Source organism: Ornithinimicrobium avium (assembly GCF_003351765.1).
GTDB lineage: Bacteria > Actinomycetota > Actinomycetes > Actinomycetales > Dermatophilaceae > Ornithinicoccus > Ornithinicoccus avius.
Window position 1 is genome coordinate 1,893,201 of the sequence record NZ_CP031229.1, and the last position, 14,525, is coordinate 1,907,725.

The 14,525-nt window shown below is 72.6% G+C and carries 9 protein-coding genes; 6 read left to right on the forward strand and 3 right to left on the reverse strand.

What is annotated here, in order from left to right; genetic code table 11:
- Nucleotides 1-217: 217 nt before the first annotated feature.
- The 3 genes from DV701_RS08620 to treY are packed head-to-tail and all read right to left on the reverse strand — an operon-like array spanning nucleotide 218 to nucleotide 5,093.
- Entirely contained in the window at nucleotides 218-841 is a 624-nt protein-coding gene (locus DV701_RS08620) for a hypothetical protein (protein ID WP_114927952.1), read from the reverse strand.
- Nucleotides 838-2,619 (reverse strand): malto-oligosyltrehalose trehalohydrolase, encoded by a 1,782-nt coding sequence (gene treZ / locus DV701_RS08625; protein WP_114927953.1) that lies wholly within the window; start codon nucleotides 2,617-2,619, stop codon nucleotides 838-840. The genes DV701_RS08620 and treZ overlap by 4 nt, the downstream gene beginning before the upstream one ends.
- A complete protein-coding gene (gene treY, locus DV701_RS08630; protein ID WP_114927954.1) occupies nucleotides 2,616-5,093 on the reverse strand; it encodes a malto-oligosyltrehalose synthase in 2,478 nt (825 codons plus the stop codon). Before treY ends, treZ begins: the two co-directional genes overlap by 4 nt.
- 66 nt (nucleotides 5,094-5,159) lie before the next feature.
- Here treY and DV701_RS08635 point away from each other — a divergent pair, with 66 nt between their 5' ends.
- The 6 genes from DV701_RS08635 to focA all read left to right on the forward strand — a co-directional run bounded on the left by DV701_RS08635 (nucleotide 5,160) and on the right by focA (nucleotide 14,503).
- Nucleotides 5,160-6,071 carry a hypothetical protein gene (locus DV701_RS08635; RefSeq protein WP_162802923.1) on the forward strand — a complete coding sequence of 304 codons (912 nt, stop codon included), beginning with the start codon at nucleotides 5,160-5,162 and terminating at the stop codon, nucleotides 6,069-6,071.
- A 130-nt stretch (nucleotides 6,072-6,201) separates the two neighbouring features.
- Nucleotides 6,202-9,951 (forward strand): methionine synthase, encoded by a 3,750-nt coding sequence (gene metH, locus DV701_RS08640; RefSeq protein ID WP_114927956.1) that lies wholly within the window; start codon nucleotides 6,202-6,204, stop codon nucleotides 9,949-9,951.
- Nucleotides 9,952-10,229: 278 nt separating this feature from the next.
- The gene (locus DV701_RS08645; RefSeq protein WP_114927957.1) at nucleotides 10,230-11,480 is read left to right on the forward strand and encodes a quaternary amine ABC transporter ATP-binding protein; all 1,251 of its coding nucleotides are present in this window, start codon (nucleotides 10,230-10,232) and stop codon (nucleotides 11,478-11,480) included.
- Nucleotides 11,477-12,454 (forward strand): ABC transporter permease, encoded by a 978-nt coding sequence (locus DV701_RS08650; RefSeq protein WP_114927958.1) that lies wholly within the window; start codon nucleotides 11,477-11,479, stop codon nucleotides 12,452-12,454. The genes DV701_RS08645 and DV701_RS08650 overlap by 4 nt, the downstream gene beginning before the upstream one ends.
- A 31-nt stretch (nucleotides 12,455-12,485) precedes the next feature.
- A complete protein-coding gene (locus DV701_RS08655; protein ID WP_228255287.1) occupies nucleotides 12,486-13,457 on the forward strand; it encodes a glycine betaine ABC transporter substrate-binding protein in 972 nt (323 codons plus the stop codon).
- A 170-nt stretch (nucleotides 13,458-13,627) separates the two neighbouring features.
- Nucleotides 13,628-14,503, forward strand: coding sequence for a formate transporter FocA (gene focA, locus DV701_RS08660; RefSeq protein WP_114927959.1), 876 nt, complete (start codon nucleotides 13,628-13,630; stop codon nucleotides 14,501-14,503).
- Nucleotides 14,504-14,525: the final 22 nt, after the last annotated feature.

Here is a 14,525-nt window from a genome sequence, read left to right on the forward strand (position 1 = left end):
CAGGTCCGCCTGACGGTCCTGGTGTCGGTCGCGCAGGAGGCGTTCGTGCTCGAGGTGGTGGAGGGTGAGACGGTCCAGAACGTCCATGGGTGGCTCCTCGGTCGGTGGGGGTCCGGTTCCTCCGGACCTGCCTCCACGGTGCCGGGCCGCACCTCCCCTTCGCGCCGGTGAGATCACCGGGTCCGGGCCGGCCGGGACGGTCGCGACCGCGCCCCGCTCAGTGGAGGGCGTCCAGCCGCCACAGCCGTGCGCAGGCGGTGAGGTCGTCGGCGGTGTCGCGCATCCGCGCCGCCCGCGTCACCTGCTCGGGCGGGATGTCGTCCACGCCGGGCTCGACCAGCCCGACCGCCATGACGTGGCAGAACGCCGCGGCCCGCTCCAGGGCGACCGCGAGGTCGCCGCTGAAGACGCCGGTGAGCACCTCCCCGGTCATCGCGGCCAGCGCCATGGGGTCCGGCGGCTCGGCGACGCCGACGATCACCCGGTAGACCTCGGCGCGGCCCTCCCCCGCGGTCCACAGGCGCCGCACCTCGTCGGGCCGGCGCTGCACCCACTCGTGCAGCAGGTAGAGCCGCCACAGCGCCCCCGGCAGGGTGCGGGCGGGCCGGTCGGACCACATCTCGGCGACGGTGGCCAGCCCCAGCTCGCGCACCAGCCCGACCAGCCGCGCGGTGAGCTCGGGGTCGTCGGTGTCACGTCCGCGGCCCACGACGATCTCGGCGGTGCGGTGGGCGGCCTCGACCTGCTCCAGCGGGTCGATCCCTCCGACGACGCTCTCCAGCGACTCGGCAGGTCGGTAGACCGGCCGGTGGAAGGCCCTGCGTCCCGCGTCCTCGCTCATCCTCGTCCTTCCTGCCCGGCTGCGCCCTCGGGCTCTCCGTGGACGACCGCCACCGAGTCCGCGCCGAGCACCAGCTGCCCCTCACGGTCCTCGACGGAGCCGAACGAGGTCACGATGCCACCGCTCAGCGGCACCGTCGCGCCGGCCCGCTCCCCGAGCGTCGCGAGCACGAGGACGGACCCGCGCCGCACCGTGATCAGTTCGCCCCCGCCGGCGGGCTCGCGCAGCACCTCTCCCTGCCCGAGCGGGGTGCTCAGCCCGGGCAGCTCGCGGCGCAGCCGCAGCAGGGTGCGGTACCAGTCGAGCAGCCGCGCGTGGTCGCCGTGCCCCACCTCCTCCCAGCGCAGGGTCGAGGCCTCGACCGTCCCCTCGTCCTGGGGATCGGGCACCTCCCCGGCCCAGCCGTGCTCGGCGAACTCCCGCTCGCGCCCCTCGCGGATCGACTGCGCCAGCCAGTCCTCGGCGTGGTCGGTGAAGTACTGCCACGGCGTCGAGGCACCCCACTCCTCGCCCATGAACAGCATCGGCGTCCACGGGGAGGTCAGCAGCAGCGCGGCCCCGAGCGCGGCCCGCCCCAGGGGTATGCCGTGCACCAGCCGGTCCCCGGCGGCCCGGTTGCCGACCTGGTCGTGGGTCTGCAGGGAGGCGACGAAGCGCCAGCCGGGCGTCACCTCCGGGTCGACCGGCCGCCCGTGCCGGCGCCCGCGGAAGGTGGAGAAGGTGCCGTCGTGGAAGAACGGGGTGTCCGCCAGGACCTTGGCCAGCGCCCCCGGGTCGGCGAAGTCGGCGAAGTAGCCCTGCGTCTCCCCGGTCAGCGCGACGTGCAGCGCGTGGTGGACGTCGTCGGCCCACTGCCCGTGCAGCCCCTGCCCGCCGAGGCCCCCGGACGCGAGCGGGGCCACCGTGGCGGGGTCGTTGCGGTCCGACTCGGCGACGAGCGTGCGGGGTATGCCGCTGCGCTCCCCGATCTCGTCGGCCAGCTCGGCCAGCTCCTCCAGCAGCGGCAGTGCGCGCTCGTCGTGGAGGGCGTGCACGGCGTCGAGCCGCAGCCCGTCGAGGTGGTAGTCCTCCAGCCACATCGCGACGTTGTCGAGGACGTAGGCGCGCACCTCGTCGCTGCCCGGCCCGTCGAGGTTGAGCGCCTCGCCCCAGGGCGTGTGGTGGCGGTCGGTGAAGTAGGGGCCGGACTGCGAGAGGTAGTTGCCGCTCGGGCCGAGGTGGTTGTAGACGACGTCCAGCCAGACCGCCAGGCCGCGGGCGTGCGCGGCGTCGACGAGGCGGGCCAGGCCGACGGGCCCCCCGTAGGGCTCGTGCACCGCATACAGGCAGACGCCGTCGTAGCCCCACCCGTGCCGCCCGGGGAAGGCGGCCACCGGCATGAGCTCGACGACGGAGACCCCCAGGTCCACGAGGTGGTCGAGGTACTCGACCACGCCGTCGAAGGTGCGCTGCGGGGTGAAGGTGCCCACGTGCAGCTCGTAGACCGCGGCGCCCTCGAGCGGGACCCCGCGCCAGCCCTGGTCCGTCCAGTCGAACGTCGAGGTGTCCACGAGCGCGCTGGCGGCGTGGACGCCGTCCGGCTGTCGGCGCGAGCGCGGGTCCGGGACGGGCGGGCGCCCGTCGATCGCGAACGCGTAGCGCCCGTCGAGCGGGTCCGTGCTCGCCTGCCACCAGCCGCCGCCGACGGGTGCCATCGGCACGCCGGTCGCGCCGTCGGCGCCGAGGCGCACCTCGACGCGGTCGGCCTCCGGCGCCCAGAGCCGGTAGGGGTGGCTCATCGCGGGCCTTCCTCGAGGTCCTCCGCCCGCACCAGCAGCGCCGCCGGGGACACCGCGAAGACGTCCACCGCCGCAAGGCCCTCGTCGCCGACCCGATGGTCGGCGCCGGTGAGCGCGTCGCGCCAGTGGCCGGGCGGCAGCGGGATGCGCGTGTCCCCCAGGCCGCCGCGGGCGCCGAGCGCGCGGGGCGCCCGGATGGTCAGCGTCGCGGCCACCCCGCCGCGCACGAAGCCGAGCACGTGCTCGCCGGCGTCGAGAGCGGCATACCCGGCGCCGGGGCCGTAGGCCTGCGGCAGCCAGGTGCGCAGGCGCAGCAGGCGGGAGGTGACCCAGAGGATCTCGTCGGAGAGGTCCTGCGGACGGCCCTCGGCGTCGAGGCGGACCAGCCGCTCCACCCGCTCGCGGTAGTCGACGGGGCGGCGGTTGTCGGGGTCGACGAGGGAGAGGTCGACCAGGCCGGAGCCCTGGTAGGTGTCGGGGACGCCGGGCAGGGTGAGCTGGATGATCTTCTGCGCCAGGGTGAGCGTGCGGATGGTGAGCGCGTTGTCGCCCACGGCCGCGCCGATGGCCGCGTCGACGGGGCCGCCGTGCGAGACCATCTCGTCCGCGAGCGCGAGGACCCGACCCTCGTAGTCCTCGTCGGGCTCGACCCAGGCGGTGTGCAGCTTGGCCTCGCGCAGCGCCTTGGTCAGGTAGTCGCGCAGCCGCTGCGGCGACACCCTCCCCGCGCCGACCAGCGTCTGCCAGACGAGGTGGGCGGTCGGCGCGTCGACGCCGTGCCGCTGGGCCGCGGCGGCCCCGGCCTGCGACAGCCCGCGCCAGGCGTCGGCGTCGCCGGCGACGGCGAGGATCCGCGCGCGCACGTCCTCGCTGCGCTTGGTGTCGTGGGTGGACAGGGTGGTCATCCCGAGCGGCCAGTGCTCGGCCTGGTGGGCGGCCCAGGTGTGCAGCGCCGCCACCGCCTCCTCGGGCCGCTCGCCGACGCTGGGGTCGGCGCCGACCTCGTTGAGCGCGACCAGCCGGTGCCAGCGGTAGAAGGCGGTGTCCTCGATGCCCTTGGCCATGACCGGGCCGGTCGTCTGCTGGAAGCGGACGCACAGGTCGGTCGCGGCGCCCGGGTCGGTCGCGCAGCCGTCCGGGTGGAGCAGGACCTCGCCGAGCGCGTCGACCTCGGTGAGCAGGTCAGGACGTGCGGCGCGGGCACGCTCGAGCGCGTCGACGAGGGGGCGGTGCAGGCTCTCGTCGTCCTCGCTGCCGGGGTCTCCGGGACGGACGTAGGCGCGGTAGACGTGCACGTCGACGAGCAGCTCGACCAGCGCGGCGCGCAGCCGGTGCTCGTCAAGGTGCGGCAGCGCCTCGACGGCGCGGCGCAGGAGCCGGTTGACCTCGGGCTGCAGCAGCGCGTCCACCGCCTGGCGCTTGCAGCGCTCGACCTCGACGTCGAGGTCGGGCTCGCCGCCGGTGGCGAACCAGGCGGTGCTGACGACGTCCGCGGTGGTCGGGTCGACGAGGGCCGCGGTGAGCGCGGCGTTGGCGTCGTAGCCGGTGGTGCCCTGGCAGGCCCACGACGCCGGGAGGCGCTCGTCGCCCTCGAGGATCTTCTCCACCCAGACCGGCGTGCCGGGGCGGGTGCTCTCGGCGAGCATCTCCAGGTAGCCCTGCGGGTCGGCGAGCCCGTCGGGGTGGTCGATGCGGAAGCCGTCGATCACTCCCCGGTGGTGCAGGTCGAGCAGCTCGGCGTGGGTGGCCTCGAAGACGTCGGCCTCCTCGACGCGGACGCCGATGAGCCCGTCGACCTCGAAGAACCGGCGGTAGTTGAGGACCTCGGGCGCCTGGAGCCAGTGGGCGAGCAGCCAGTGCTGCTGGTCCAGCAGGGCGGCGAGGTCGCCGCCGTCGGCGAGGTGCTCGGTGCCGAGGGCGAGCGGCAGGACGTGCTCGTGGTAGCGCACGACCCGCTGACCGGCGGCCGGGCCTTCGTCCTCGCCCCCGGTGCCGACGGTGATCTCGCCGGCCGCGAGCACCTCCTGGAGCGGCTGGCCGAGCACCGGCAGGCCGAACCGCTGGCCCAGGTGCGCCCAGTCGACGTCGAACCAGTGGGCGCGCGGGGAGTTCGGGCCCTCACGGAGGACCTCCCACAGGGGTGCGTTGCGCCATACCTGGGGCACGAGGGCCATGTGGTTGGGGACCACGTCGACGATCACGCCCATCCCCCGCCGGTGCGCGTCCTCGGCGAGCCGCTCGAGGGCCTCCCGCCCGCCGAGCTCGGGGCTGACCTGCGTGTGGTCCAGCACGTCGTAGCCGTGCTCGCTGCCCGGCACCGCGGTCAGCACCGGCGAGAGGTAGACGTGGCTGGCGCCGAGCGCCTCGACGTAGGGCAGGACGCTCTGCGCGTCGTCGCAGGTGAAACCGGAGTTCAGCTGCATCCGGTAGGTGGCGGTCAGCGGGCGGCGCTCGGTGCGGTCGTAGGTCGTCATGGCCCGACCAGTCTGACAGGGTCGCGAGCAGCGGGCCCCACCGTGCAGCCAGTAGAGTCCGGCCGTATGCACCTCGTTGTGGGAGACGGTCTCGACGAGCGGTCCATCGCGCGGCACCTCTTCCAGCTCCGGCAGCGGCTCCACCCGGGTGAGGAGCTGACCTTCCTCGGTGGCGCGCGTCCCGACCTGGACCACGACCTCTTCGTGGTGACGACCGCGCGGCTCCTCTGCGTCGACAGCCGCGCCGGCTATGCGTTCACCGACGGCTTCGCCCTGTCGGACGTGGTGCGCGCGTCCGCGCGCGAGGACGCCGACGGGGACTGCGTGCACGTCAGCCTGCCGCACGACGGCTACTGGATCCTGCGCCCGCTCGGCACCCCGACCAACGCCACCGCCCTGGCCATGGCCATCCTGGACAGCGGACGCGCGCCGCACGACGTCCCCGGCGACGGCCCGATCCCGCACGAGCACCACGACACCCCCACCGACGTCGACCTCTCGGGCACCGACTACCTGCACGTCGTCGTCTCCGGCCACGAGGTCGAGACCATGGACCTCTCGGTCCCGCTGGGCCTGCTCACCCAGCTCCTGCACTCACGGACGACCTCACGCACGTTCCTGGAGCGGGTCTCCCTCTCCTTCCACGGCTACGGCAGGAGCGACACCGAGCTCCACGAGGTCCCGCAGGTGCGGGCCTACGCGCAGGCGCTGGACCAGCGGTTCCCCTACTGGCTGTACTACCTGGACAAGCGCACCAACTCCTTCGACCTGCTGTGGCGCTGCTGCGCGCCGCCCGTGCCGACGCCCGAGGACGAGGCCCAGACCTCCTACCCGCCGGAGCTGGAGAAGCGGCTCCAGGAGTGGTGGCTGCCGGCCCTGGACGTGGCGTGCACCTTCGCGGAGCTCGACGCCGAGGAACGCGAAGCACTGGCCGACCGCGCGGACCGGTATCTGCGGGGCGAGCGCCTCTTCACCTGATCGACCGAACCGGGGCAGTCGCCCCGGTTGCCCTCGGCCCTGGCCGCGGCGCATCGACCGGACCGGGGCGCTCGCCCCGGGCGGACCGAGCGTGTCGCCGGTCGTGGGGTGGCCGCTCTAGAGTGTGGGAGTGCCGCCCGAGACTCTCGTCACCGAAGCATCCGCCCATGCGCACCCCCTCAGGGCCGAGGCAGACCGAAGGATCCTCGTCCTCGACGGTGGTTACGGGTCGATGCTTCAACAGGTCGAGCTCGTCGAGGCAGACTTCCACGGGTCCGGCCCGGCCTGGGAGGCGCACGAGGGCACTGCACTGAAGGGCAACTTCGACCTGCTCGGGCTGACCCGCCCCGACGTGGTCGCCGACGTGCACCGCGCCTACCTGCGCGCGGGCGCCGACATCCTGACCACCAACACCTTCAGCTCCACCTCGGTCGCCCAGGCCGACTACGGCACCCAGGGGCTGGTCCGCGACGTCAACGTCGCCGCCGCGCGGCTCGCCCGGCAGGTCGCCGACGAGGTGCAGGCGCAGGACGGGCGCCCCCGCTTCGTCGCCGGGTCGGTCGGCCCGACCAACCGGACCGCCTCCCTGTCCCCCGACGTCGGGCGTCCGGAGCACCGCACGATCACCTACGACCAGCTGCGCGGGGCCTACACCGAGCAGGCCGCCGCGCTCCTCGAGGGCGGCGCCGACCTGATCCTCGTCGAGACCGTCTTCGACACCCTCAACGCCAAGGCTGCGCTGCACGCGGTCGCCGACGTGCAGGCCGACCGGGAGGCACGGGGTATGCCGCGCGTCCCGGTCATGCTCTCCGGCACCATCACCGACGCCTCCGGTCGCACGCTGTCCGGCCAGACGCCGGAGGCCTTCGCGGTCTCCACCGAGCACGCCGACCTCTTCTCCATCGGCCTCAACTGCGCGCTCGGCGCGGCGGCCATGCGCCCGCACCTGCGCGAGATCGGCCACGCCGCCCTGCCCGGCGTGCTCACCTCGGTCCACCCCAACGCAGGCCTGCCCAACGCCTTCGGCGGCTACGACGACACCCCCGAGGAGATGGCCCAGGTCCTGGGCGAGATGGCCCGCGACGGGCTGCTCAACGTCGTCGGCGGCTGCTGCGGCACCACCCCCGAGCACATCGCCGCGATCGCGGCGGCCGTGGACGGGGTGACGCCGCGACCGACCGACGCGAGCGGCACCCCATACCTGCGGGTGTCCGGGCTCGAGGCCTTCACGGTGAGCCCGGAGGTCAACTTCGTCAACGTCGGCGAGCGGACCAACATCACCGGCTCGCCCAGGTTCAAGAGGGCGGTGACCGAGGGCGACTGGGACGCCGCTGTGGCGATCGCGCGCCAGCAGGTCGAGGCGGGCGCGCAGCTGGTGGACGTCAACGTCGACGAGGGCATGCTCGACGGCCCGGCCACGATGACGCACTTCCTCAACCTGCTCGCCGGGGAGCCCGACGTCTGCCGGGTGCCGGTGATGATCGACTCCTCGCGCTGGGAGGCCCTCGAGGCCGGGCTGCGCTGCCTCCAGGGCAAGGGCGTGGTCAACTCCATCTCGCTCAAGGACGGCGAGGCCGAGCTGCTGCGGCGGGCCGCGGTGGTGCGGCGCCACGGCGCGGCGGTCGTGGTGATGGCCTTCGACGAGACCGGCCAGGCCGACTCCTTCGAGCGGCGGGTCGCGGTCTGCGCGCGTGCCTACCGGCTGCTCACCACCGGCTCGGAGGCGTTGCCGGACCCGTTCCCGGCGCACGACATCATCTTCGACCCCAACATCCTCACCGTCGCCACCGGCATGAGCGAGCACGACCGCTACGCGCTGGACTTCATCGAGGCGACCGCGTGGATCAAGGCGAACCTGCCCGGCGCACTGGTCTCCGGCGGCGTGTCCAACGTCTCCTTCAGCTTCCGGGGCAACGACGTCGTGCGCGAGGCGATGCACACCGTCTTCCTCTACCACGCGATCCGCGCCGGGCTGGACATGGGCATCGTCAACGCCGGCATGCTCGGCGTCTACGAGGAGATCGAGCCCGAGCTGCGCGAGGTGGTCGAGGACGTCGTGCTCGCCCGCCGTGAGGACGCCACCGAGCGGCTCGTCGCGCTCGCCGAGAAGATCAAGGCCGAGCAGACCGGCGAGGGCGGCGGCGGGTCGGCGGCCGCCGCGGCCAGGCTGGCCTGGCGCGACGCACCCGTCGCCGAGCGCCTCCGGCACGCCCTGGTGCACGGGATCGACACCTTCGCCGTCGAGGACGCCGAGGAGGCCTACGTCGAGCTCGGCTCGGCGCTGCAGGTCATCGAGGGCCCGCTGATGGCCGGGATGGACGTCGTCGGCGACCTGTTCGGCGCGGGCAAGATGTTCCTGCCGCAGGTGGTCAAGTCCGCCCGGGTGATGAAGAAGGCGGTCGCCCACCTCACCCCCTACCTGGAGGCCCAGAAGCTGGCCGACGGTGTGGGCGCCTCCTCGGGCAAGGGCAGGATCGTGATGGCCACGGTCAAGGGCGACGTGCACGACATCGGCAAGAACATCGTCGGCGTCGTCCTGGGCTGCAACGGCTACGAGGTCACCGACCTGGGCGTCATGGTGCCCGCCGAGCAGCTGCTCGACGCCGCCGACGAGCTCGGCGCCGACCTCGTCGGGGTCTCCGGCCTCATCACGCCCAGCCTGGACGAGATGGTCTCGCTGGCCACCGAGATGCAGCGCCGAGGGCTGACCACCCCGCTGCTCGTCGGCGGCGCCACGACCTCTGCGGCGCACACCGCGGTCAAGATCGACCCGGCCTACGAGGGCACGGTCGTGCACGTCGTCGACGCCTCGCGCGCGGTGGGCATCGCCGCCGACGCGATCAACCACGAGGACAAGCTGCGCGAGCGGGTCGGCGTGCAGTACGCGCAGCTGCGCGAGCGCCACGGCGCCAAGGACGTGCGGCTGGTCAGCCTCCAGCAGGCCCGCTCCTCCAGCCGCGCGGTGAGCGACCCGGTGCCCGTCCCTCCCACCTTCGTCGGCACCCGGGTGCTCGCGCCCTCGCTGGAGGGGCTCGTCGAGATCGTCGACTGGACGCCGTTCTTCACCGCCTGGGAGCTGCGCGGCTCCTACCCACGCATCCTCGAGGACCCCAAGGTCGGGGAGCAGGCCAGGGCCACCTGGGCCGACGGGCAGGCCTGGCTGCGCCGGCTGCTCGAGAAGGGCCTGCTCACCCCGCGCGGAGTCGTGGGGCTGTGGCCCGCGCACCGTGAGGGCGACGACATCGTGCTCGAGGTGCCCGTCGGCGAGGACGCAGGCACGGCGGAGCGGGTGGTGCTGCACACCCTTCGTCAGCAGCGGCACCGCGCCCAGGGCGGGTATGCCGCGCTCGCCGACTTCGTCGCGCCCGCCGGCGACCACGTGGGTGCCTTCGCGGTCTCGGTGCATGGCGCGGAGGAGCTCGCGGCACGGCTGCGCGAGGAGGAGCACGACGACTACGGCGCGATCATGGTCCAGGTCCTGGCGGACCGGCTCGCCGAGGCGTTCGCCGAGTGGGCCCACCGGGAGGTGCGCACCCGGCTGTGGGGCTACGCGCCGGACGAGGACCTGCCGGTCCACGACCTCATCAAGGAGCGCTACGACGGGATCCGCCCGGCGCCGGGCTACCCGGCCCAGCCGGACCACACCGAGAAGCACACCCTGTGGCGTCTGCTCGACGTGGAGCGCGCCGCCGGGATGGAGCTGACCGAGCACGGCGCGATGCGCCCGAACAGCTCGGTCTCCGGGCTGATCATCGGCCACCCGGGCTCGCGCTACTTCGCCGTCGGCCGGATCGACGCCGACCAGGTGCAGGACTACGCCGACCGCAAGGGCTGGACCCTGCAGGAGGCCGAGCGCTGGCTGGGGCCGCTGCTGCGCTGAGGCCGGTGCCGCACGCGACCCCGCGCGCGGGCGCGCGCGCCCGGGCCCGCGTGATACCGCATACCTCGATCACGACTCAGCAACGAAAGGATCACGGAAGGATCACGAAACCTTGTTTTGGGGGGCAGCGAGTGGCGCGCATCACCCGCACGGTCCTACGGTCGAGTACGGCCTGGCTCCCGGACCTTCCGTGACCGTCCGGGTGCATCGCCGCCCGGGACCCGCGTGAGGACCGGGCCCAGCCGGGCCGAGACCGCTCCCGAGGAGGGACCCAGCCCTTGCCACTGATCTCCGCACAACATCTCTACAAGGTCTTCGGCCGACGCCCGCAACGCGGCGTCGAGGCCCTCGAGCGTGGCGCCACCCGCGAGGAGCTGCGCGCCGAGGGGCTCACCCCGGCCGTCATCGACGCGAGCTTCGACGTCGCCCCGGGCGAGATCTTCGTGGTGATGGGCCTGTCCGGGTCGGGCAAGTCGACCCTCATCCGGATGATCAACGGTCTGCACCCCGCCACCGCGGGCGACGTCGTCATCGACGGGGCGAACCTCGCCCGGCTCAAGGGCGAGGCGCTGCGCCGCGTGCGCCGGGAGAAGATCTCGATGGTCTTCCAGCACTTCGCCCTCCTGCCGCACCGCACCGTCGGCGAGAACGCCGCCTACGGCCTGAAGGTGCAGGGCATCAACCGCGCCGACCGCGAGGCGCGCGCCACCAGGGCGCTGTCCATGGTGGGCCTGTCCGGCTGGGGTGGCTCGATGCCCGGGGAGCTGTCCGGAGGTATGCAGCAGCGCGTCGGCCTGGCCCGCGCGCTGGCCTCCGAGACCGACATCATGCTCATGGACGAGGCGTTCAGCGCCCTGGACCCGCTCATCCGCCGCGAGATGCAGGACCAGCTCGTCGAGCTGCAGCAGCGGCTGGACAAGACGATCCTGTTCATCACCCACGACCTCAACGAGGCGATGCGACTGGGCGACCGGATCGCGATGATGCGCGACGGGCGGATCGAGCAGATCGGCACGGCTGAGCAGATCCTCAACGACCCCAAGAACAACTACGTCGCCAAGTTCGTCCACGACGTGGACCGGGCGAAGGTCCTCACGGCCGGCTCGGTGATGGAGCCGCCCGCGGTGGTCATCGGCGCCGAGCAGGGTCCGCAGCAGGCGCACAAGCTCATCCGCGAGCACCAGCTCAACGCGCTTCCGGTGGTCAACCGCGACCGCACCCCGGTCGGCGTGGTGCTGCCGGGCGAGATCGCCCGCGCCGTGCGCGAGGGCAGCGCGGTCCTGCCCCTGACCGAGCGCAGCGCCACCACCGTGACCCTGCAGACACCGCTGGCCGACCTGCTGGCCGACGCCGCACGGCGCGAGTCGCCGTTGCTGGTCGTGGACGAGCAGGGCCGGCTGGCCGGGCTCATCCCCAGGGTGACGTTGCTCGCGGCGCTCTCCCACGAGCCCAACGGGGTGGACGCGCCTCCCTCGGGCGAGGCCCGCGATCCCCACGCCCCGACGACCGGTGAGGAGGTCCCGGCATGAGCACCGCCGAGGAGAGCCTGCTGCCCCAGGTACCGATCGGAGACTGGGCCGACCAGGCCTTCGACTGGATCGACGACAACCTCACCTTCCTGCTCGACGGGTTCAGCACGCTGGTGAGCACCGTGGTCAACGGGCTCATCGACGTGCTCACCTGGCCGCCGGCCCTGGTGATGGTCGTCATCTTCGCCCTGGTCGGCTGGCTCGTCAGCTCCTGGAAGCTGGCGCTGGGGACGGCCATCGGCTTCATGCTCATCATCTCGATGGACATGTGGCTGGCGGCCATGCAGACCCTGGCGCTGGTCATCATCGCCACCCTGATCGCCGTCATCGTCGCCGTCCCCGTAGGGGTGCTCGCCGCCCGCAACGACACGGTGAGCGCGATCGTGCGGCCGATCCTGGACTTCATGCAGACGATGCCGGCCTTCGTCTACCTGATCCCCGCCGTCATCTTCTTCTCGATCGGCCTGGTGCCCGGTGCCTTCGCCACGATCATCTTCGCGCTGCCGCCGGGCGTCCGGCTCACCGAGCTGGGCATCCGGCAGGTGGACCAGGAGACCGTCGAGGCGGGGCAGGCCTTCGGCGCCTCGCCCTGGCAGATCCTCCGTGGCATCCAGCTGCCGCTGGCGGTGCCGACGATCATGGCCGGCATCAACCAGGTCATCATGCTGGCCCTGTCGATGGCGGTCATCGCCGGCATGACCGGCGCCGACGGCCTGGGCAAGCTGATCGTCTCCTCGATCGCCCGGCTCAACACCTCGCTGGGCGTGGAGGCCGGCATCGCCGTGGTGATCCTGGCGATCTTCCTGGACCGCGTCACCGCCGCGCTGGGCACGCCCGGCAAGCACCCCGGCTCGCTGCTGGCCCTCCTCCGACGCCGGAGCGGGCGCAGGCGCCCGGTCGAGGAGGCAGAGGACGCCGCCGAGGAGGCTACGTCCACCGCCCCACCGAAGCAGCTGCCGATCTCGAACATCTGAACCCCCCTTCCGACTGAAAGGAACACACGACATGAGGACCACCACGATGAAGCGCCGCTCCGTGGCCACGCTGGCCACGCTCGCCACCGCCAGCCTCGTCCTGGCCGCCTGCGGCAGCGACGGCGGGACCGACACCGGCAGCACCGGCGCCGAGGACACCCAGAGCGCGTCCGAGGCTGACGGCGCCGCGGCCGGCGGCGACGTCTCCGGCACCATCACGATGGGCTTCCTGCCCGCCTGGACCGACGGTCTGAGCATGGCCTACCTGCTGCAGAACCAGCTGGAGGAGATGGGCTACACCGTCGAGATGCAGACCGTCTCCGAGGCTGCGCTGCTCTACGCCGGCGTGGCCGCGGGTGACGTCAACATGTACCCCTCCGCGTGGCCCGAGGTCACGCACGCCGACTACATGGAGGAGTTCGGCGACGACATCGAGGACCTCGGCACCTACTACGGCAACGCCAAGCTGACCATCGCGGTGCCCGACTACGTCGAGATCACCTCGCTGGACGAGCTGGCCGACAACGCCGACATGTTCGGCGGCAAGATCATCGGGATCGAGCCCGGCGCCGGCCTGACCCGCGTGACCTCCGAGGAGATGATGCCGGCCTACGGCCTCGAGGACAGCTACGAGCTGGTCACCTCCTCCACCACCGCGATGCTCTCCGAGCTGCAGGGCGCGGTCGACGACGAGAAGCCGATCGTCGTCACCCTGTGGCGCCCGTTCTGGGCCAACAGCTCCTTCCCCGTGCGCGACCTGGAGGACCCGAAGGGTGCCATGGGCGAGCCCGAGGGCCTGCACTTCCTGGGCAACAAGGGCTTCGCCGAGGAGTTCCCGGAGGCCGCCGACTGGATCGGCCAGCTCAAGCTGGACGACGACCAGTACGGCTCCCTGGAGGACATGGTCGTCAACGAGTACGGCGAGGGCAAGGAGGCCGAGGCGGTCGAGGCCTGGCTCGAGGCGAACCCCGACGTGCTCCCCGCGCTGCCCGGCTCCGAATGAGCCACCGACCGCGCGCCTGACGCACCTCACGACACCCCCGTCGGTCCACCCGGACCGGCGGGGGTGTCGTACGTCACGTCGCGGGTGGATTTGACGGAACCCGCTCCTTACTATTCTATGTAGTAGATTGCTCGCCGTCCGGGCGGGCCGTGCACCCCGGGGAGCAGCCGATGTCCGACTCCGTCACGATCCTCTCGCCCGACCAGATGGCCAGGGCGGCCGAGGACGCCGCCTACGCCAAGGCCACCGGCGGACCGCTGAAGTCCTTCCTGCTGGGCCTGACCGCGGGCGGCTACATCGCGCTGGGCTTCGTCTTCTTCACGACCAGCCAGGTCGGGGCGGCCGACCTCCCCTACGGGGTGGCCAAGGTGATGGGCGGGATCGTCTTCTCCACCGGCCTGGCGCTCGTCGTGCTCACCGGGGCCGAGCTGTTCACCAGCTCCACCCTGACCCTGACCGCGCGGGCCAGCGGCCGCATCACCTGGACCCAGCTGCTGGTCAACTGGGTCGTGGTCTACGTCGCCAACTTCCTCGGGGCGCTGACCATCGTGGCGCTCGTCTTCGTCGGCGGGACCTGGGAGAGCGCGGAAGGGGGCTGGGGTGCGGTCGTCCTCAGCACCGCGCTGCACAAGGTGCACCACACCTTCCTCGAGGCCTTCGTGCTCGGCGTGCTGTGCAACCTGATGGTCTGCCTGGCGGTCTGGGCCGCCTACTCCGGGCGCACGACGACCGACAAGATCCTGGCCGTCACCATGCCGATCGCGCTCTTCGTGGCGACCGGTTTCGAGCACTCGGTGGCCAACATGTTCATGATCCCGCTGGCGATCCTCGTCAAGAACGACGCGGGCGCGGGATTCTGGAGCAGCACGGGGCTGGAGCAGAGCGACTTCGCCGACCTGACCTGGTCGGCCTTCTACGTCGACAACCTGCTGCCGGTGACGCTGGGCAACATCGTCGGCGGCGGCCTGATGATCGGCGTGCTCTACTGGACGATCTTCCACTTCCTGCCCAGCCGCGCCCGGGCGGGCAAGAGCGCAGGCCGGTGACGGGCCGGGCCGGCCGTGCGCA

Excerpts from the sequence above, each read along its gene's own strand:
- DV701_RS08655 (WP_228255287.1), top strand. The coding sequence starts at position 12,486 with ATGAGGACCACCACGATGAAGCGCCGCTCCGTGGCCACGCTGGCCACG.
- treZ (WP_114927953.1), bottom strand. The coding sequence starts at position 2,619 with ATGAGCCACCCCTACCGGCTCTGGGCGCCGGAGGCCGACCGCGTCGAG.
- treY (WP_114927954.1), bottom strand. The coding sequence starts at position 5,093 with ATGACGACCTACGACCGCACCGAGCGCCGCCCGCTGACCGCCACCTAC.
- DV701_RS08635 (WP_162802923.1), top strand. The coding sequence starts at position 5,160 with ATGCACCTCGTTGTGGGAGACGGTCTCGACGAGCGGTCCATCGCGCGG.
- DV701_RS08620 (WP_114927952.1), bottom strand. The coding sequence starts at position 841 with ATGAGCGAGGACGCGGGACGCAGGGCCTTCCACCGGCCGGTCTACCGA.
- DV701_RS08650 (WP_114927958.1), top strand. The coding sequence starts at position 11,477 with ATGAGCACCGCCGAGGAGAGCCTGCTGCCCCAGGTACCGATCGGAGAC.
- focA (WP_114927959.1), top strand. The coding sequence starts at position 13,628 with ATGTCCGACTCCGTCACGATCCTCTCGCCCGACCAGATGGCCAGGGCG.